Genomic DNA, 18301 nt, shown 5'->3' with positions numbered 1-18301 from the left:
TTCCCGGGGCCGGAAAGTGACCCGGAGGGGTTGTTTTCCACAACCCCTCCGGCGCTTGAGGACATCTTTATCGATTCAGGTCGGCAGGCCCAAACGCATCCGGCAACAACTCCGCGAGCGGACGGACGCCCGTCGTCGTGTCGACGGCCAGTTCCGGGCCGCCGTGCTCCCAGAGCAGCTGGCGGCAGCGGCCGCACGGCATCAGGACATTGCCGTTGCGGTCGCAACACGTGAATGCGGTCAGCCTGCCGCCACCCGTGGCGAAGAGCTCGGAAACGAGTCCGCATTCGGCGCACAGGGCTACCCCGTACGCCGCGTTCTCGACATTGCAGCCGGTGACGACGCGACCGTCGTCCACGAGGGCCGCCGCGCCGACGGGGAAATCGGAGTACGGGGCGTAGGCCCGGGACATCGCGTCCCGGGCCTGCGTCCGCAGTGCCTCCCAGTCGAAGGGAGAAGTCACTTTCCTTGACCCTTCCGGTAGGGCTTGCCGTTGGCCTTGGGCATCCTCAGGCGCTGCGCGGAGAAGCACAGGACCAGGAGCGTCACCACGTACGGGGTGGCGTTCACGAGCTCCAGCGGCACGGTGTCGGTCAGCACGTACCAGACGACCAGCGCGGCGGCGAAGGCCGCGGCGACGATCGCGCCGCGCACCTTGCCGGTCTTCGCCTTCCAGGCGGCGAAGCCGACCAGCAGCACGGCGAGGAGCAGCAGCAGCGCGTGGACGACGGGGCCGCCGGCGCGCAGCTGGAGGCTGTCCATGAAGCCGAACAGGCCCGCGCTCATCGCGACGCCGCCCGGCCGCCAGTTGCCGGAGATCATCGTGGCGAGACCGATGTAGCCACGGCCACCGGTCTGGCCGTCGGAGTACATGTGGGTGCCGATGGCGAGGAACGCGCCACCGAGGCCCGCCATGGCGCCGGAGACGACCACGGCCGCGTACTTGTACGTGTAGACGTTCACGCCGAGGGACTCGGCGGCCACCGGGCTCTCGCCGCAGGAGCGCAGGCGGAGGCCGAAGGAGGTGCGCCACAGCACGAAGAACGTGCCGACGAAGAGCAGGCCCGCGACGATCGTCAGCCAGGACACGTCGGTGACCAGGCCCTCGAGGATGCCGGCGAGGTCGGAGACGAAGAACCAGTGGTGCTTCTCGATGTCACCGAGCCAGTCGGAGAGGCCGGGGATGGAGAAGGTCTGCATGTCCGACATGACGGGCGACTGCTTGTCGTTGCCGCCCGCCTGCTGGGCCGCGCTGCCCTCCGCGCCGAACCACAGCTTGGCGAGGTACTGCGTCATACCGAGGGCCAGGATGTTGATGGCCACACCGGAGATGATGTGGTCGACACCGAAGGTGACGGTGGCGAAGGCGTGCACCAGGCCGCCGATCGCGCCGCCGATGACACCGGCGAGCGCCGCGGCCCAGGGGCCGTGCTGCCAGCCGATCCAGCCGGCGCAGAAGGTGCCGAGCATCATCATGCCCTCGAGGCCGATGTTGACGACGCCCGCGCGCTCGGCCCACAGGCCGCCGAGGCCGGCGAGGCCGATCGGCACGGCGGCGGCGAGGGCGCCGCCGAACTGACCGGAGGAGGTCAGGTCACCGGTGCTGGTGATCTCGCGCAGGGCGGAGAGCAGCAGCAGACCGCCCGCGATGATCATCAGGACCACGGGGTAGGACAGCTTGCGCCGTCCGGGCTTGTTCTTACCGCTGAGCGCGTCGGAGACCGCGGCGGTGAAGGTCGTACTCACGCGGATACCTCCGCCTTGTCGCTCTTACGGGCCTGGGCGGCGAGCTCCTCGCCGACCTTCCGCTGCTGGGCCTTGAGGCCGTAACGGCGGACGATCTCGTAGGCGATGACCACGCAGAGGACGATGACGCCCTGGATCACGCCGACCATCTCCTGGGCGTAGCCCTCGAACTCCAGCTGGGTGCCGGTGCGGTCCAGGAAGCTCCAGAAGAGGGCGCCGAGCGCCATGCCGATGGGGTGGTTACGGCCGAGCAGCGCGATGGCGATGCCGGTGAAGCCGATGCCCGCGGGGAAGTCGGTGCCGTAGTTGTACGAGACGCCGAGCAGGGTCGGCATGCCGACGAGGCCCGCCATGGCGCCGGACAGCAGCATCGACGTGACGACCATGCGCTTGACGTTCACGCCGCTGGCCTGGGCGGCCGACTCGGACTGACCGACGGTGCGCAGGTCGAAGCCGAAGCGGGAGCGGTTCAGGACGAACCAGTAGACGAGGCCGGCGAGGGCGGCGATCAACACGAAACCGTAGATCGGCTTCGTCGCGGTCGCGATCTCGAAGAAGTGCGCCGAGTCGGGCAGGTAGGGCGTGTGGATCAGGTTGCCCTCCTTCTCCGCGAGGCGGCCGTCCTGGAGGAAGTAGGCGATCACCGCGGCGCCGATGGCGTTCAGCATGATCGTGCTGATCACCTCGCTGACGCCCCGGGTGGTCTTCAGCAGACCGGCGATGCCCGCCCAGATGGCGCCCACGATCATCGCCACGATGATGATCACGGGGATCTGGATGATGCCCGGCAGCGTCAGGGCGCCACCGACCACCGCGGCGAAGAAGGCCGCGATGCGGTACTGGCCGTCGACGCCGATGTTGAAGAGGTTCATCCGGAAGCCGATGGCGACGGCCAGCGCGGACAGGTAGTACGGGGTCGCCTTGTTGATGATCCAGACCTGGGAATCGGCCTTCGAGCCGAAGTCGACCATGACCTGGTAGGCGTGGATCGGGTCCTTGCCGGTGGCCACGATGATGATCGAGGTGACCACCAGGGCGGCCACGATCGCCAGGACGGGCGCGGCGACGGCCAGGATCAGCTTGTTCTTGTCCAGCTTCTTCAGGGCGTTCACGCCTTGTCGCCCCCTTCCTGCTCCTGGTCCTGCTCCTGGTCGTCGGCCTCGACGTGTTCGAGGTGGCCGGTGGCTGCGCCGGTCATGGCCGAGCCCAACTCCTCGGGGGTGATGGTGGCGGGGTCGGCGTCGGCGACCAGGCGGCCGCGGAACATCACCCGCAGGTTGTCGGAGAGCCCGATCAGCTCGTCCAGGTCGGCGGAGATCAGCAGCACCGCCAGGCCCTCATGGCGCGCCTCGCGGATCTGGTCCCAGATCTGCGCCTGCGCGCCGACGTCCACGCCCCGGGTGGGGTGCGCGGCGATCAGCAGCTTGGGCAGGTGGCTCATCTCGCGGCCGACGATCAGCTTCTGCTGGTTGCCGCCGGACAGGGAGGCCGCGGTGACCTCGATGCCGGGCGTGCGGACGTCGTACTCCCGCACGATGCGCTCGGTGTCGGCGCGCGCCGCCTTGGGGTCGAGGAAGCCCTTCTTGCTGTTGGGCTTCTCCGTGACGTGGCCGAGGATACGGTTCTCCCACAGCGGCGCCTCCAGGAGGAGGCCGTGCCGGTGGCGGTCCTCGGGGATGTAGCCGATGCCGTCCTCACGCCGCTTGCGGGTCGGCGCGTGGCTGATGTCGGTGCCGTCGAGGGTGACGGTGCCCGCGTCGGGGTCCCGCATGCCCATGATGGCCTCGACGAGCTCGGCCTGGCCGTTGCCCTCCACACCGGCGATGCCGAGGACCTCGCCCTTGTGGATGGTGAGCGAGATGCCGTCGAGCACCGCGCGGACGACGCCGTCCGGGTCGGTGGCGGAGAGCTTGAGGTCTTCCACCGTGAGCATCGGCGTGTCGGTGACCGTCGACTCACGGGTCTCGGGCGAGGGCAGCTCGCTGCCGACCATCAGCTCGGCGAGCTGCTTGGGGGTGGTCTCGCTCGGCACCGCGGTGCCGACGGTGGTGCCGCGCCGGATGACGGTGATGTCGTCGGCGACCGAGAGCACCTCCCCGAGCTTGTGCGAGATGAAGATGACCGTGAGGCCCTCGGCCTTGAGCTCGCGGAGGTTGTCGAAGAGCGCGTCGACCTCCTGCGGGACCAGGACGGCGGTGGGCTCGTCGAGGATCAGGGTGCGGGCGCCGCGGTAGAGGACCTTGAGGATCTCCACGCGCTGGCGGTCGGCGACACCGAGGTCCTCGACCAGGGCGTCGGGGCGGACCCCGAGGCCGTAGGCGTCGGAGATCTCCTTGATCTTCGCGCGGGCCTTGCCGCCGATGCCGTGGAGCTTCTCGGCGCCGAGGACGACGTTCTCCAGGACGGTCAGGTTGTCGGCGAGCATGAAGTGCTGGTGCACCATGCCGATGCCGCGCGCGATGGCGTCGCCGGGGGTGTGCAGGGTGACCTGCTCACCGTCGAGCGTGATGGTGCCCTCGTCCGGCTTCTGCATGCCGTAGAGGATCTTCATCAGGGTCGACTTGCCGGCGCCGTTCTCGCCGCAGAGGGCGTGGACGGAACCGCGGCGGACGGTCAGGTGGATGTCGTGGTTGGCCACGACGCCCGGGAACCGCTTGGTGATGCCCGCGAGTTCTACTGCGGGGGCGGTACTGCTGGACGCTTTGATGGCGCACTCTCCTCGGGGAAGGGAGCGGGAGGAAGACCGGGGCGAGCCGGGCGGGGACCGGCTGTGCGCCCGGACGGGGCGTGCCCGGATCGGGCGGGGGCGACGCTACACGCGTCAACGCTGTGCTACGCGCGTAGCGTTGGCTCGCAGTTACGGGCCCGGTGGCGGGGGAGGCTTCCCCCGTACCGGGCCCGTGGTCGTGCGAGGCCGGTCAGGGACCGGCCGGTGCCGGCCGGAGCCGGCCCGGGATCACGGGGCGGTCTTGACCTTGACCTGACCGTCCACGATCTTCTTCTTGGCTTCCTCGATCTGGGCCTTGATGTCGTCGATGTGGCCACCCGAGGTGGACAGCGACACGCCGCCGTCCTTCAGCAGGTACTGACGCTGGCCGGTGAGCGGCTTGCCGTCCTTGACGCTCTTGATGAGGTCGAAGACCGCGACGTCCACGTTCTTCACGACCGAGGTGAGGATGGAGTCCTTGTACTTCGCCAGACCCGGCTGCTGGTACTGGTCGGAGTCGACGCCGATCGCCCAGGCGCCCTTCTTGGCGGCGATGGCCTCGATCGAGCCGTTACCGGAGAGACCGGCCGCGGTGTAGATCACGTCGAAGTCCGAGTCGAGCATGCCCTTGGCCTTCTCCTTGGCGGCGGCCGGGTCGTTGAAGCCCTTGTCGCTGTTGGAGAGGTAGTCCGAACGGACCTCGACCTTCGGGTCGGCGGCCTTTGCGCCCTGCTCGAAACCGGCCTGGAATTTCTGGATCAGCGCGTTGTTCACACCGCCGATGAAGGCGACCTTGTGGGTCTTGGACTTCAGCGCGGCGGCGACACCGGCGAGGTAGGAACCCTCGTGCTCACCGAAGGTCATGCTGACGACATTCTTGCCCGGGGCAACGGAGTCGACAACGCCGAAGGTGACCTTCGGGTATTCCTTGGCGACCTTCTCGATCGATTTCGAGTAGTTGAAGCCGACGCCGATGACGGGGTTGTGGCCCGCGTCGGCGAGGGAGCTCAGCCGCTGCTCGCGCTCGGCCTCGGTCTCACCGTTCTTGGCGGTGAGCAGCTTGGCCTTCATGCCCAGCTCGGCCTTGGCCTTGTCGACACCACGGGCCGCGGACTCGTTGAAGGAGTGGTCGTCACGGCCGCCGACATCGAACGCCAGGCCGACGCCCTTGTCACCACCGGAGCTGGTGGAGGACTCACCACAAGCGGTGAGGGTGAATGCGAGGGCCGCGGTGGCAACACCCGCGACAGTGATTGTGGATACCCGGCGCACGAAGGGGCCCCTTCACTCGAAGCGCCTCCGTCGGCGCTGGTTCGCGGGAATCGTAACGCGCGTAGATGGAGAGAAAAGGGGTAGTTCGAAGCCGTTATCGGATCGTCGCGAACCATCCTTGACCCGAATGCGTCCGGATTGGCGACGCCGACTGTGTAGGTGTCAGCTACACCGACCGGGCGTCCAGCAGGGCGGCCGCGGTGAAGAGCTCCACCCCGGCCTGGATGGCCCCCTCGTCCACATCGAAATCACCGGAATGCAGGTCACGCCGGGTGTTGTCGCCGACCGGCCGCACCCCGAGCCGGGCCATCGCGCCGGGCACGTGCTCCAGGTACCAGGAGAAGTCCTCCCCGCCGAGGCTCTGCTCGGTGTCCTCGACCGAGTGCGGTCCGCGACGTGCCGTCATGGCGCTCCGGAGCAGCTCCGTCACCTCCGGGTCGTTGACCACCGGGGGGACGCCCCGGACGTAGTTGATCTCCGACTTCGCGCCGTGCAGCGCGGCGATCTCGTCGATCGCGGCGTGCACCAGGTCGGGCGCGTCCCGCCAGGCGTGCAGGTCCAGGCAGCGGACGGTGCCGGACAGCTCGGCGTGCTGCGGGATGACGTTGGGGGCGTGGCCGGTCTCCATCCGGCCCCAGGTGACGGACATCCCCGAGCGGGCGTCGACCCGGCGGGCCAGCACCGCCGGCACGTCGGTGGCCACCCGGGCCGCGGCCGTCACCAGGTCGGTGGTGAAGTGGGGGCGCGCGGTGTGGCCGCCGGGGCCGTCCAGGGAGACCTCCAGCCGGTCGCACGCGGAGGTGATCGGGCCGTGCTTCAGCCCGAGGCGGCCGACCTCGACCTTGGGGTCGCAGTGCACCGCGAGGATCCGGCCCACGCCGTCCAGCGCGCCCGCCTCGATGGCGTCGAGCGCGCCGCCGGGCAGCACCTCCTCGGCGGGCTGGAAGATCAGCCGGACCGGGCGGGGCAGCAGGCCCTGCTCGGCCAGCCGGGCGAGAACGAGGCCAGCGCCGAGGACGACGGTGGTGTGCACGTCGTGGCCGCAGGCGTGGGCCATCCTGGGGACGGTCGAGCGGTACGGAACCGTCTTGGTGTCCGGGATGGGCAGCGCGTCGAGGTCCGCGCGGAGGGCGAGGATGCCCCGGGCCGCGATGCCGTGCTGCCCGGCGACCCGGCCGGCCGTCTCCCGCGCGGTGTCCCGGCCGATGTCACAGAAGAGCCCGGTGCCGGTGGAGAGGGTGCGGGGGGTGAGCCCCGCCTTCTCCAGCCTCGCTTTGACCGCCGCGGTGGTGCGGAACTCACGGTTTCCGAGCTCGGGGTGCATGTGCAAGTCCCGGCGGAACGCGATGAGTTCGGCGCGCAGTACGGAGGGGAGCTCTCCGGGGAGCTCACCGTCGGCGGTGTCGGGTTCGGCGTCCAAAGGCATCAGATGGTTCACGCACTGAAGGGTAAAGCCCCCGACCCGGCAACTGCCCCCAGATCAAGAAAAGTTCAGCCGCATGGATGGGTGGCTCGAGGGGTATGACCAGTATTTACGGCCGAGGGGGCACTCAGAGGCATGGCCGGAAGCCGCCGCACATCCGAGGCGGTGTCCGTCACCTCGGAGAGGAAGCCCTCCGCCCGGGGCGAGGCCCGCTCCGTGAGCCACACCGGGTCGATGTCGCAGACCGCGACGGTCACACCCGTACCGGCCAGTGCCAGGGGCAGCGTGTGCACCACGGTCGAGGGGAAGCTGAGGACCGTGCGCCCTATGGGGCCGCGGCGGGCGATCAGCTCCAGGGGCAGCTCGGGGCGTACGACCTCCAGGCCCAGCCCTGCCCCGATCCGGTGCAGTTTCTCGGCGCTCTCACGGCGGTGGGCGAAGTAGCGGGTGGCGCCGTACGCCCGGGCCAGCCCGGCCACCGCCGCCAGATAGCGCTCGGGGTCCACCACACCCGTCTCGACCAGCGAGGTCCCGACGAGATCGGTGCCCCGGGTGAGCCTCGGCGGGCCGAAGGCCGCACGGGTCCAGGCGAAGTCGTTGCGGACGACATCCACTCCCGGCGGGGCCTCGACCGGCATCGCGGTGAACACCGTCACGCTCCGGCGGGTGTTCGGCGTCAACCGACGGCGCGTTGAAGCAGAGACCGGCGCGAAAGCCAGATCGCGCGCCCCTCGACTGCCCCGCCGGTGCCACCGTACGAGGCGTTCCCCCCGGGCGAGTTGGGAGACGAACTCCATGGTGGCGGTGCCGTCGTCGACGACCACCAGCTCGCGGGCGCGGGTGAGCGGCAGCAGCAGCTGCACATAGCGCGAGAACGGGTCCCCGATCACGACGCGGCGCGCCCGGCGCAGCGGGCCCGCGAGCCCGGCGACGGTCCGCAACGGCGCGCCCGGCCCACCCCGGGCCTCCTCCCAGCGCAGCCGGTGGCCGTGGTCGCGGGCGAGTTCGGCCATCCGGCGGAGCTGACCGCGTGTCATCGGGTCGTGCGGGGCGAGCACGACGATGACGAGGCCGGTGTCGCGGGGGTCGAGGGAGTCGAGGGGGTCGAGGGTGGTGGGTTCCCTGCCCTGTTCCGCTTCGGGACCTCCGTCCTGTCCTCCGATCGGTCCTCCGTCCGGTCCTCCGTCCGGTCCTCCGTCCGGTTGGCGGGGCACGCCGTCGCGCAGGGGTGGCGGGGCGGAGCCGTAGGCGGGTGGGGGTGGCGGTGGGGCCTGATGCGGCGGGGGCGAGCCCGAACGGCCGGTGGCATACGCCCATTCGAGGACGTTCAGGAGCTGGACGGGGCTCTCGACGAACGCCAGGGAGTGGGCGGCGGCTCCGGGCGACGGGCCTTCGGGGGATGAGGCTTCGGGGGATGAGGCTTCAGGGGATGAGGCTTCGGGCGGCGGGGCCTCGGGCGAGGGGGCTTCAGAGGGCAGGGTTTCCGGCGACAGGGCTTCGGACGACGGTCCGTCCTGTGGTGGTGGGCCTTCCGGCGGTGCCACGGGGGTGCCCGTCACACCGTTGCGGGTTCGCGGTGGCCGGCCTGGGCGACGACGCCCGGGACGCGGCGCAGCTTGCGCATCGGGCCGAGCTCGCTCTCGTAGACCTTCTTCACGCCGTCGCCCAGCGACTCCTCGACCACCCGGATGTCGCGGACGAGCCGCTGGAGCCCGCCGGGCTCGACGGAGGCGGCCTGGTCGGAGCCCCACATGGCGCGGTCGAGGGTGATGTGCCGCTCGACGAAGGTGGCGCCGAGGGCGACGGCGGCGAGGGTGGTCTGGAGACCCGTCTCGTGGCCGGAGTAGCCGATCGGGACGTTGGGGTACTCCGCCTGGAGGGTGTGGATCACCCGGAGGTTGAGCTCGGCGGCCTTGGCGGGGTACGTGGACGTGGCGTGACAGAGCAGGATGTTCTCGCTGCCGAGCACCTCGACGGCGTGGCGGATCTGCTGGGGCGTCGACATGCCGGTCGACAGGATGACGGTGCGGCCGGTGGCGCGCAGGGTGCGCAGCAGCTCGTCGTCCGTGAGCGAGGCGGAGGCGACCTTGTGGGCCGGGACGTCGAACTTCTCCAGGAAGGCGACGGCCTCGGTGTCCCAGGGCGAGGCGAACCAGGCGATCCCGCGCTCCCGGCAGTACGCGTCGATGCTGCGGTACTCGTCCTCGCCGAATTCCACCCGGTGGCGGTAGTCGATGTAGGTCATCCGGCCCCACGGCGTGTCGCGCTCGATGTCCCACTGGTCACGGGGGGTGCAGATCTCGGGGGTGCGCTTCTGGAACTTCACGGCGTCGCAGCCGGCGTCGGCGGCGGCGTCGATGAGTGCGAGGGCCTTGTCGAGGTCGCCGTTGTGGTTGATGCCGATCTCACCGGTGATGTAGACGGGGTGGCCGGGTCCGGCGGTCTTGCGGCCGAGGGGGCGGGTGCGCAGGGCGGGGCTCATATGGGGTGTTCCTTAGGTCGCGGTGGGCGGGGCTGAACGGGCGAGGGTGGAGGGGGGAAGGCGGCGGGCGGGGCTGTCCGGTCGGAGCGGGCGGCGGCAGGGTCTCGGAGGGGCTCAGTGGGCCTTGGAGACATCACGGCCTCATGGGTCGCATGGGCCTTATGAGCCTCATGGGTCGCATGGGCCTTATGGGCCTTATGGGCCTCTGAAGCCTCAAGAGCCTCACGGGTTCAGAGAGACGGGCCCAGCAGCCAGGAGGCGATCTCCCGTAGGGCGCCGTTGCCGCCGGGGGCGGAGGTCACGGAGCGGGCGGCGCCGCGTACGACGTCGTGGGCGCTCGCGACGGCGACGGGCCAGCCGACGAGGTCGAAGCAGGGCAGGTCGTTGACGTCGTTGCCGACGTAGAGGACGCGGTCGGGTGCGAGGCCGTGTTCCTCGCACCATCTCTTGAGCGCCAGGTCCTTGCGGTCGACGCCGTGCAGTACGGGCACCTGGAGCTTGCGGCCGCGGGCGGCGACGACGGGGTTGGTCTCGGTGGAGAGGATCAGCAGGGCGAGGCCGGCCCGGCGCAGGGCGGCGACGCCGAGCCCGTCGCCGCGGTGCACGGCGACGATCTCGCGGCCGTCGGCGTCGATGAGGACCCGGTCGTCGGTCTGGGTGCCGTCGAAGTCCATGACTACGGCGTCGATGTCGGCGCGGGTGGGGACGGCGCCGGTGGCCGGTCCGTCGAACAGGGGCGCGAGGGCGCGGGCACGGGCGAGGTCGTGCGGGTCGTCGACCTCCAGGACGCGGGCGGCGTCGGTGCGTACGAGCCGGATCCGCCCGAAGAACCGGTGCCGGGCGGCCCGGAAGCCGTCGGCCCGCATGGCGTAGGCGGCGCCGGTCTCCAGCAGGTCCTGGGGGCGGTCCTGGCGGCGGGGCCGGTGGGACTTGTCGTGGTTGACGCCGTGGGCGCCTGGGTGGGACGGGGCGGCCTGAGAGCCATGGGTTCCCGGGTTTCCGGGGTGATCGGTGGGTCCGCGACCGCCGGGCGGTTGTGCGGCCGAGGCCGGGGCCGCTGCGGTTGCCGGGGCGGCAGGGGTCACTGCGGTTGCCGGGACAGCAGAGGTCGCCGCCGGGGGCACCGGGGTCGCCTGAGCCGGCGGAACCGAAGGGGCGGCAGGGGCCACCTGGGCCTCCCGAGGCCCGGAAGTCGGCGGGGTGGCCGGGGCCGCGGGAGCCGCTGGGGCCGTGGAGGCTGCCGGGGGCGGCGGGGTCGGCCGACGTACCGGAGCCGCCGGAGCCGCCGGAGCCGCCGGAGCCGCCGGAGCCGTCGGAGCCGTCGGGTCCAGCGTCGTCACCGCCGAGGGCATGGTCCGGCGGGGGGACAGCTGCGCCGGCAGCACGGCGTCCCCCGCGGGGCGGTCGCGCACCCGGACATCCGCGAGGTCGTCGCTCGCCCCCACCGGCCCGAAGTCCTCCTCCGCCCGCCAGACGAAGCCGTGGAAGGGGGCCACCGTCAAGGCCGTGTCGGCGCCCTCTTCGACGACCGCGGCGGCGACGCCGTCGATGTCCTCGCTGGTGAGGAAGGGGCTGGTGCACTGCACCAGGAGCACGGCGGTGACCCGGGCGCCGGACATCGCCTCGTAGGCGTCCATCGCGTGCAGCACCGCCGCCTCGCTGGTGGCGGTGTCGCCCGCGATCGCGGGCGGCCGCTGGACGACGAGGGCGCCCGCGCCGCGTGCGGTGGCGGCGATGCCGGGGTCGTCGGTGGTGACGACGACGTCGCCGACGAGGCGGGCCGCGCGGCACTCGCGCACGGCGCGGGCGACGAGGGGGACGCCGCCGACCGCGGCGAGGTTCTTGGCGGGGACGCCCTTCGACCCGCCGCGGGCGGGGATGACGGCCAGGACGGCCGTGGGGCGCTCCGAGGAGACGGCCGGGGAAGCCGGGGCCGGGCGAGCACCCGGGCGAGCACCCGGACGGGCATCCGGACGGGCCGAGGCCACGGGGGCCGTCCGGGAAGCCGGGGCGGCCGGGGCCGTGGAGCCGGGCCGGGCGGCCCGGACGGCCGGGGCCGTGGGGGCGGGCGAGGTGGCCTGGGCGGCCATGGGTGCTCCTTCGGTGCGTTCGGCGGTGCTGCTCACAGCTCCCCCAGGCGGCGGATGACGGGGGCGACGCGCTGGACGCCGTGGCGGTAGGCGCCGCGCGCGGCCTCGCGGACCGCCCGTCGCAGGGCGCCGGGCTCACCGGTCTCCCGGCTCCGGCCGGGCAGAGGGCGGCCCGTGGGGTCGAGGCCGTGGCGGGCGAGGACGGCGGGGAGGTAGCCGGGCGCGGTGGCGACCGTGTAGTAGGGGGCGAGCGGGGGAAGGACGGGGCGTGCGGCGAGTTCGGCCACGCGCCGGCGCGCGGTGGCGAAGGCGGTGCCGTGGGCGTACGGCCCGTCGGCGGCGACACCCTGCCGGGCGCTCCAGCCCGGGTCGGGCTCCGGGAGCCGCCCGGCGTCGAGCTGGTCCCAGGAGGCGAGACACCCGGAGCCGAGGAAGTGGTGGTTGCCGAGGGCCTCGCGGATGCCGAGGTCGGTGAGGACGGCGGTGGGGATGCCGCGGTGGAGGGACTCCAGGGCGGCCGTGGAGCTGACCGTCACCAGCAGGTCCGTACGGGCGAGGACCTCGCCCATGTGCCCGTACACCAGACGGCAGTTGGGTGGTAGCCCACCCGGAAGACGGGCGGCGAGTTTCTGGTACGGGAGTTCCTCGATGTGCGTGGTGTGCTCACCGGGCTTGCTGCGGAGCTTGACGAGGACCTCCCGGCCGGGGTGCAGCCGGGCGTGCTGGGCGGCGCGGCGCAGGAGGTACGCGCGGTCCTCGCGGCGTTCGGGTACGGAGGGCTGGGCGGCGAACACGACGGTGAACGGGTGGGGTTGGCGACTCTGATCGCTCAGGTCCTTTGAACCCCTCGGACCACTTGGAGCAGTTCGATCACTTGAGCCACTTGAGCCACTTGGGACACCTGGGCTACCTGAGCTATCTGAACCGCTTCCGGCTCTGCTCCCCTCCCTGCCCCCTCCTGCCTCAGCAGGGTCGCCGAGAAAGGGCAGCGCCCATTCCGTGACGGAGCCGGCGGGGGCGCCCACCCCTTCGTAGACGGCGCGGAACCGGTCCGCGTCCTCAGGGGAGTTGGCGAGGACGACGTCCGCGCCGTGGCGCAGGAGGAGACCGTCGGCGAGCTTCTCGTAGACGACTCCGACGTAGCCGGTGACGACGACGGGCCGGACGGGCGCGGCCCCCCAGGCGTGGGCGAGGCCGTGCAGCACGGCTTGGACGGCGCCGCCGACGCAGGCCAGCACGAGGACGTCGTACCGCGACCGGTCGGCGTCGCCGACGAACTCGGCGGCCGTGACCTCGCGGAGGGTCTCCGCCCGTACGCCGACCTCGGCCAGCTGGCGGCCCGTCGGGGTCGCGCGCCCCCTCAGCAGTCTGCCGTCGAGAGCGGCGCCCGGGGCGAGGCGGTGCGCCGTGAGCGCGCCCCATTTCCACCGGGTGTCGGAATCGGCGAGCACGGCGATCCGCGGCGGCGAGGACGACGAACGGTCAGTACGTGAGGGCACGTCGCCGACGATAGGAATCCATTCCGTTTCGTTGCCCAACATGAGTACAACAACCGGTAAACAGCTCACCGACGATCGGCGAATCGGCCCGGCGCAGCGCCCGGTTCATTGTTCCGCCGCGCTTCGTTCACCTGCCCTTCCACCCTCCGTCAGGGGGAATGGCGGCGGGCCGCCTAAGGTCGCAGGAGTGGTCAAGCTCTCCGTCATCGTGCCGTTCTTCAATGTGCAGACTTTCGCGCCCGACACGCTGAGAAGCCTGCGTGCGAACGCGCGTGAGGATTTCGAATTCATTCTCGTCGACGACTGTTCGACCGACGGCACTCCGGCGCTGCTGGAGCGCGCCGGGCGCGAACTGCCGGGCGCCGTGGTCCTCCGGCACGCCGTGAACGGCGGTCTCGCCACGGCCCGCAACACCGGGCTGGACGCGGCGCGCGGCGAGTACGTCACCTTCCTCGACGGCGACGACTGGCTGGCGCCCGGCCATTACGGCCGACTTCTCGCGGTGATCGATGAGTTGGCGGTCGATTTCGTCCGCACCGACCATGTGCAGTGCACGGGCCGCGCACGGACCGTGCACCGGGCGCCGGAGGGCCGGCGCGGGGTGGTGCTCGACCCGCGGAGCGCGATCCTGCCCGCCGAGCGATCCACGTCCGTCGACTACCCCTACGCGTGGGCCGGCGTCTACCACCGGCGGCTGCTCGAAGAGGGGCTGCTGCATTTCACGGACGGTCTGCGCACCGCCGAGGACCGGCCGTGGATCTGGCGGTTGCACCGCGAGGCGCGGACGTTCGCGGTGGCCGGGCTGCTCGGTGTCTTCTACCGGCGCGGAGTGGCCACCTCGCTCACACAGATCGGCGACGTACGCCAACTCGATTTCATTCGCGCATTCGATCAGGTAATCGAGGAGACCGCTCGGGACAAGGACGCGGACGCTCTTCTTCCGAAGGCCGTCCGCACCTATTGCGCGATCATTTCCCACCATCTCTCTTCCGTCGAAAGATTCGAACCCGCGGTGGCGCGCACACTGCGTTCGATGAGTGCGTCCGCGCTGCGGCGGATGCCGGCGGAACCGCTCAAGGACGCGTTGAATTCCATGGATCACGACCGCGCGGCCCGGCTGCGCAGACTCCGCCGCAGGCCCGCGCTCGGGCACGGGAGCGCCGTCCGCGCGCACACCGGGGGTTCGAACGTCAGGGGTTCGGATGCCGGGTGTTCGGACACCACGCGCCCGGACACCGGGCGCCCGGACACCGGGCGTCCGGACGCCGGGCGCGAGAGCGGGGCCGTCCGATGACCGTGGACAGCACCCGCGTGACCGGGAGCAGCACCCACATGACTGGGGACGGCACCCCCATGGCCGGGGACGGCACCCGCACCCAGATCTTCCTCGCCTCGACGCTCTACGGCGCCGCGACGCTCGCCGCCGCCCTGGACACCGGGTGCTTCTCCCCCGCCGACCGCCGGCTGCTGCTCGTCGCCAACACCGCCGCGGTCCCGGAGACCACGCCCGCCCTCGACGAGGCGCCCGGTTTCGCACCGCTGCGCACCCGCTTCGACGAGGTCCTCTCGTGGAACGAGACGATCCGGCCCTTCCACCCGAGCGGCTGGTCGCCCCGCCCGGACGACGCGCCCCTGTGGGAGCGCCACCTGCGGCTGCTCTGGGGGCTCGGCGCCGGGCCGGTCGAGCTGATCGTGGAGTCCCTCCAGGTCAGCCCGGCGCACGCGGTCGCCCTGTGCTTCCCGGACGCACCTCTGGAGGTCTACGCCGACGGGCTGATGAGCTACGGACCGACGCGCAACAAGCTCGATCCGCTGGTCGGCACCCGGGTGCGGCGGCTGCTCCACCTGGACCTGGTGCCGGGGCTGCGGCCGCTGCTGCTCAGCGAGTTCGGGGTGCCGGCGGAGCTCGTACCGACCGAGGCGTTCACGAAGGTGCTGGCCGAACTCGCCGACGCCACGCCGCCGGTCACCGCACCCGAGGGCGCCGCGCTGCTGCTCGGGCAGTACCTGTCGGCGCTCGACATCCTCACGCCCGAGGAGGAGGAGCGGCTGCACGTGCGGATGCTGCGCGGCGCGGTGGCGCGCGGCCACCGCGCGCTGGTCTTCAAGCCGCACCCGGCGGCCCCGGCCCGCTGGTCGCGGGCGCTGGAGGAGGAGGCCGGCCGGCTCGGCGCGGACCTGACGGTGCTGGACACGCCGATGCTGGCCGAGGTGGTCTACCAGCGGATCCGCCCTGCGCTGGTCGTGGGCTGCTTCTCGACGGCGTTGCTCACGGCCCGCGCCTTCTACGGGCTGCGGGTCGCGCGGACCGGGACCGACCTGCTGCTGGAGCGGCTCAGCCCGTACCAGAACAGCAACCGGGTGCCGGTGACGCTCGTGGACGCGTTGCTGCCCGGTCTTGAGGACGGCGGGGTGGACGGCGGGGTGGACGGTGACGCGGACGACGGAACGGGCGGCCGGGCCGTCGGTCAAGCCGACGACCGGGCTACCGGAGCGGCCGCTGGAAAGGCTGCCGACGCGGACGGCGACCGGGGCGTATCCGCGGCCGGTGGCGAAGTGACGGACGTGGCCGGGGAGTCGGAGGCGCGGGGTCCGGCCGGTGAGGAGCTCGCCGGGCTGCTCGCGGCCGTCGGATTCGCGATGCAGCCACAGGTCCTGCCGTCCCTGCGGCCGACCGCCGAACGCTATCTGGCGGCCCACCTCGACGAACGCACCCGCCGCTACTTCAAGCGCCGGCGCCTCACGGCCCTCGCGCTCCCCGGGGCGCTTCCCGCTCCCCTCGCCTTCCTCCCTCGCAACCCGGCCGTGCGGAAGGTGGCCCGCCGGGCCCGCGCCGTACGGCGACGGCTGGCGGGGAGCGCGGGAAAGCAGAGCAAGCAGAGTAAGCAGGGGCAGCAGCCGGTGAAGCCGACGGCACCGGCGAAACCGAAGGTGACCACATGACCGCACCTCCCGTGCCCGGCGCCGCCCCGTCTGCCTCGTCCCTCACGGCCGCCCCACCGCTCGTACCGTCCGGGGCCCCGCGCAAGGGGGGCGGCGGCGGGCGGGCCGACGGGAAGGGCTCCGGCGGGCGGCTGCGCGCGCTGGACGGGCTGCGGCTGATCGCCGCCCTGATGGTGGCGCTTTACCACTACGGCGGCCGGGGCGGCGAGATCGGCCAGGCGTGGGGCGCCTCGCCGCGGAGGGAGTTCCCCACGCTGTCCGGGGCCTTCGCCTACGGCTGCCTCGGGGTCGAGATCTTCTTCGTCATCAGCGGCTTCGTGATCTGCATGAGCGGCTGGGGGCGCCCGCTGCGCTCCTTCTTCGCCTCCCGCGTGGCCCGCCTCTACCCCGCCTACTGGGCGGCGATCGCGCTCGTCACGCTGGCTTTCGCGCTGCCCTGGGTGACGTACCGGACGGTGTCCTTCAGCGACACCCTGGTGAACCTGACGATGCTTCAGCAACCGGTCGGGGCGCAGCGGGTGCTGGGCGTGTGCTGGACCCTCTGGGCTGAGCTGCGTTTCTACGCGCTCTTCGCGCTGTTCGTCGTGCTGCCGGGCGCGACCCGCCGCCGGGTGGTGCTCTTCTGCGCGGTGTGGACCCTGGCGACGGTGGTGACCACCGCCTCGCACGTGGAGTTCCTGCGGGTGGTGGTGATGCCGGAGTACTCCTCGTACTTCATCGGCGGCATCGGCCTCTATCTGATCCACCGCTTCGGCCACGACGCCCTGTCCTGGGGCATCGTGGGGGTGAGCTTCCTGGTGGGGCAGCACTACGCGGTGGCCGGGCTGTGGCATCCGCCGGGCGCGCAGTACTTCTCGTACCGCTCGCAGTACGTCATCGTCGCCGTGATCGCCGTCGGCTACGCGGCGGTGGCGCTGATCGCCACGGGGAAGCTGCGCTGGGCGAACTGGCGCTGGCTGACGGTCGCGGGCGCGCTGACGTACCCCTTCTACCTGGTGCACGAGCACCTGGGATGGGTGGTGATCGGCGGGCTGCACCGGGGGCTGGGGATCCCCTCGGCCGTGACGTTCCCGCTGACGATCGTGCTGATGCTGGGGCTGGCGTGGCTGCTGCACCGGCAGGTGGAACGGCGGCTGACGCCGCTGCTGAGGCGGTCGTTGACGGGGATGAAGACGGGTTCGTCGGCGGGTTCGTCGGCGGGGTCGCCGAGAGGGGCGTTGGCGGGGGCGTCGACGGAGGCGCGGGGCGGGTAGCGGGGGCGGGTCCCGGGGTGGGCGGGCCTTTCGGGCCTGGGGTCAGCCCTTTCCGGGCCCGGGGCCGACCTTTCCGGGCCCGGGCGGATCAGCCCTTTTCGAGCTCCGGGGCAGATCGGCACTCTTCGGACTCCGAGGCGGGTCGGCTCTCCTCGGACCCCGGGGCGGGTCGGCTCTCCCCGGCCCCCGAGGCGGATCGGCTCCCCCCGGCCCCCGGGGCGGGTCGGCTCTCCGGCCCGGGCAGCAACGTCACCTCGATGCCGGCGATGACGGCGCGCAGCCCGTCCTCGTAGCCCGCGTCGAGGTCCTCGAAGAACTCCATGCCGGCCTCGGTGGCGAGCGGGTGCCCCGCGAGCCTGCGGGCGCGCGCCTCCGGCTCGTAGATGGGGTCGCGCCCCCCGCCGGGCACGGGATAGACGGACTGCTCCTCTATGACGTAGCCGACGGTGTACGTGGTCACGGTGAACCAGGCGCGGGCGGCGGCGCGTGGGGTGAATCCGGCGTCGACGCAGAAGCGGAGCATCTCCTCCAGCGGGGTGGCGTGGCCGGAGTCGGTGTAGCGGGTGCCGCTGAAGACCTTGGCGCCGTCGCGGTAGCCGAGCAGGAAGCGGCGCACTTCGCGGATGGCGGCGGCCAGGTGCTCCTGCCAGGTGGCCCCTTCGGCCTCCGCGATGGGGACGGCCATGCGGCGGAACATCTCCGTCGCCACCTCGTCCAGCAGCTCCTGCTTGTTCTTGAAGTGCCAGTAGAGCGCCGGGGCCTGGACGTCGAGCTCCTTGGCGATCCGGCGCAGGGTCAGGCCTTCGAGGCCCACTTCGTTCAGCAGGCGCAGGGCGGTGTCCGCCACCAGGGCACGGTCGATTCGAGTTGCCACCTTGACAGCTTA

Annotated in this window: 13 protein-coding genes and 2 pseudogenes; 3 read left to right on the top strand and 12 right to left on the bottom strand. The window is 71.8% G+C overall.

Translation table 11 applies throughout. The features are described from left to right. Nucleotides 1-67: 67 nt before the first annotated feature. The 11 genes and pseudogenes from LUZ64_RS14785 to LUZ64_RS14740 form a co-directional block, all read right to left on the bottom strand. Nucleotides 68-463 carry a cytidine deaminase gene (locus tag LUZ64_RS14785; RefSeq protein ID WP_095584447.1) on the bottom strand — a complete coding sequence of 132 codons (396 nt, stop codon included), beginning with the start codon at nucleotides 461-463 and terminating at the stop codon, nucleotides 68-70. Next, complete coding sequence (locus LUZ64_RS14780) at nucleotides 460-1746, bottom strand: ABC transporter permease (RefSeq protein WP_232390077.1); 1287 nt, start codon at nucleotides 1744-1746, stop codon at nucleotides 460-462. Before LUZ64_RS14780 ends, LUZ64_RS14785 begins: the two co-directional genes overlap by 4 nt. Next, nucleotides 1743-2849: an ABC transporter permease gene (locus LUZ64_RS14775; RefSeq protein WP_095584452.1), complete on the bottom strand. Its 1107-nt coding sequence runs from the start codon at nucleotides 2847-2849 to the stop codon at nucleotides 1743-1745. Before LUZ64_RS14775 ends, LUZ64_RS14780 begins: the two co-directional genes overlap by 4 nt. A 5-nt stretch (nucleotides 2850-2854) precedes the next feature. After that, nucleotides 2855-4453 carry an ABC transporter ATP-binding protein gene (locus tag LUZ64_RS14770; protein WP_095584448.1) on the bottom strand — a complete coding sequence of 533 codons (1599 nt, stop codon included), beginning with the start codon at nucleotides 4451-4453 and terminating at the stop codon, nucleotides 2855-2857. 249 nt (nucleotides 4454-4702) lie between these two features. Then, nucleotides 4703-5725, bottom strand: a complete 1023-nt coding sequence (locus LUZ64_RS14765) for a BMP family lipoprotein (RefSeq protein WP_095584449.1) — start codon at nucleotides 5723-5725, stop codon at nucleotides 4703-4705. A 166-nt stretch (nucleotides 5726-5891) separates the two neighbouring features. Next, nucleotides 5892-7151 carry an amidohydrolase gene (locus LUZ64_RS14760; protein ID WP_095584450.1) on the bottom strand — a complete coding sequence of 420 codons (1260 nt, stop codon included), beginning with the start codon at nucleotides 7149-7151 and terminating at the stop codon, nucleotides 5892-5894. 65 nt (nucleotides 7152-7216) lie between these two features. Beyond that, nucleotides 7217-8509, bottom strand: coding sequence for a hypothetical protein (locus LUZ64_RS14755; RefSeq protein ID WP_232390095.1), 1293 nt, complete (start codon nucleotides 8507-8509; stop codon nucleotides 7217-7219). A gap of 194 nt (nucleotides 8510-8703) precedes the next feature. Then, a complete protein-coding gene (locus LUZ64_RS14750) occupies nucleotides 8704-9630 on the bottom strand; it encodes an N-acetylneuraminate synthase family protein (protein WP_095581277.1) in 927 nt (308 codons plus the stop codon). Nucleotides 9631-9860: 230 nt separating this feature from the next. After that, a pseudogene (locus LUZ64_RS37755) lies at nucleotides 9861-10586 on the bottom strand (KdsC family phosphatase); the annotation flags it as partial. Nucleotides 10587-11083: 497 nt separating this feature from the next. Next, nucleotides 11084-11519: pseudogene (locus LUZ64_RS37750) on the bottom strand (acylneuraminate cytidylyltransferase family protein); the annotation flags it as partial. Between the two features lie 233 nt (nucleotides 11520-11752). Next, a complete protein-coding gene (locus LUZ64_RS14740) occupies nucleotides 11753-13177 on the bottom strand; it encodes a DUF6716 putative glycosyltransferase (protein ID WP_338120262.1) in 1425 nt (474 codons plus the stop codon). Between the two features lie 229 nt (nucleotides 13178-13406). Here LUZ64_RS14740 and LUZ64_RS14735 point away from each other — a divergent pair, with 229 nt between their 5' ends. Genes LUZ64_RS14735 through LUZ64_RS14725 form a run of 3 tightly spaced genes read left to right on the top strand, consistent with a single transcriptional unit; the run spans nucleotide 13407 to nucleotide 17415 of the window. Continuing rightward, nucleotides 13407-14513 (top strand): glycosyltransferase family 2 protein, encoded by a 1107-nt coding sequence (locus LUZ64_RS14735; RefSeq protein ID WP_095583695.1) that lies wholly within the window; start codon nucleotides 13407-13409, stop codon nucleotides 14511-14513. Between the two features lie 38 nt (nucleotides 14514-14551). Next, entirely contained in the window at nucleotides 14552-16162 is a 1611-nt protein-coding gene (locus LUZ64_RS14730; protein ID WP_232390075.1) for a polysialyltransferase family glycosyltransferase, read from the top strand. Continuing rightward, the gene (locus tag LUZ64_RS14725; protein WP_232390074.1) at nucleotides 16159-17415 is read left to right on the top strand and encodes an acyltransferase family protein; all 1257 of its coding nucleotides are present in this window, start codon (nucleotides 16159-16161) and stop codon (nucleotides 17413-17415) included. Before LUZ64_RS14730 ends, LUZ64_RS14725 begins: the two co-directional genes overlap by 4 nt. 88 nt (nucleotides 17416-17503) lie before the next feature. Here the strand turns inward: LUZ64_RS14725 and LUZ64_RS14720 are convergent, their stop codons facing one another. Next, nucleotides 17504-18289 carry a TetR/AcrR family transcriptional regulator C-terminal domain-containing protein gene (locus tag LUZ64_RS14720; protein ID WP_095583113.1) on the bottom strand — a complete coding sequence of 262 codons (786 nt, stop codon included), beginning with the start codon at nucleotides 18287-18289 and terminating at the stop codon, nucleotides 17504-17506. Between the last annotated feature and the right edge of the window lie 12 nt (nucleotides 18290-18301).

It is taken from the genome of Streptomyces albireticuli (genome assembly GCF_021228125.1).
GTDB classification, from domain to species: Bacteria; Actinomycetota; Actinomycetes; order Streptomycetales; family Streptomycetaceae; genus Streptomyces; species Streptomyces albireticuli.
Note: the sequence above shows the minus strand (reverse complement) of the source record. Positions and strands in the feature narration are given on the sequence as shown.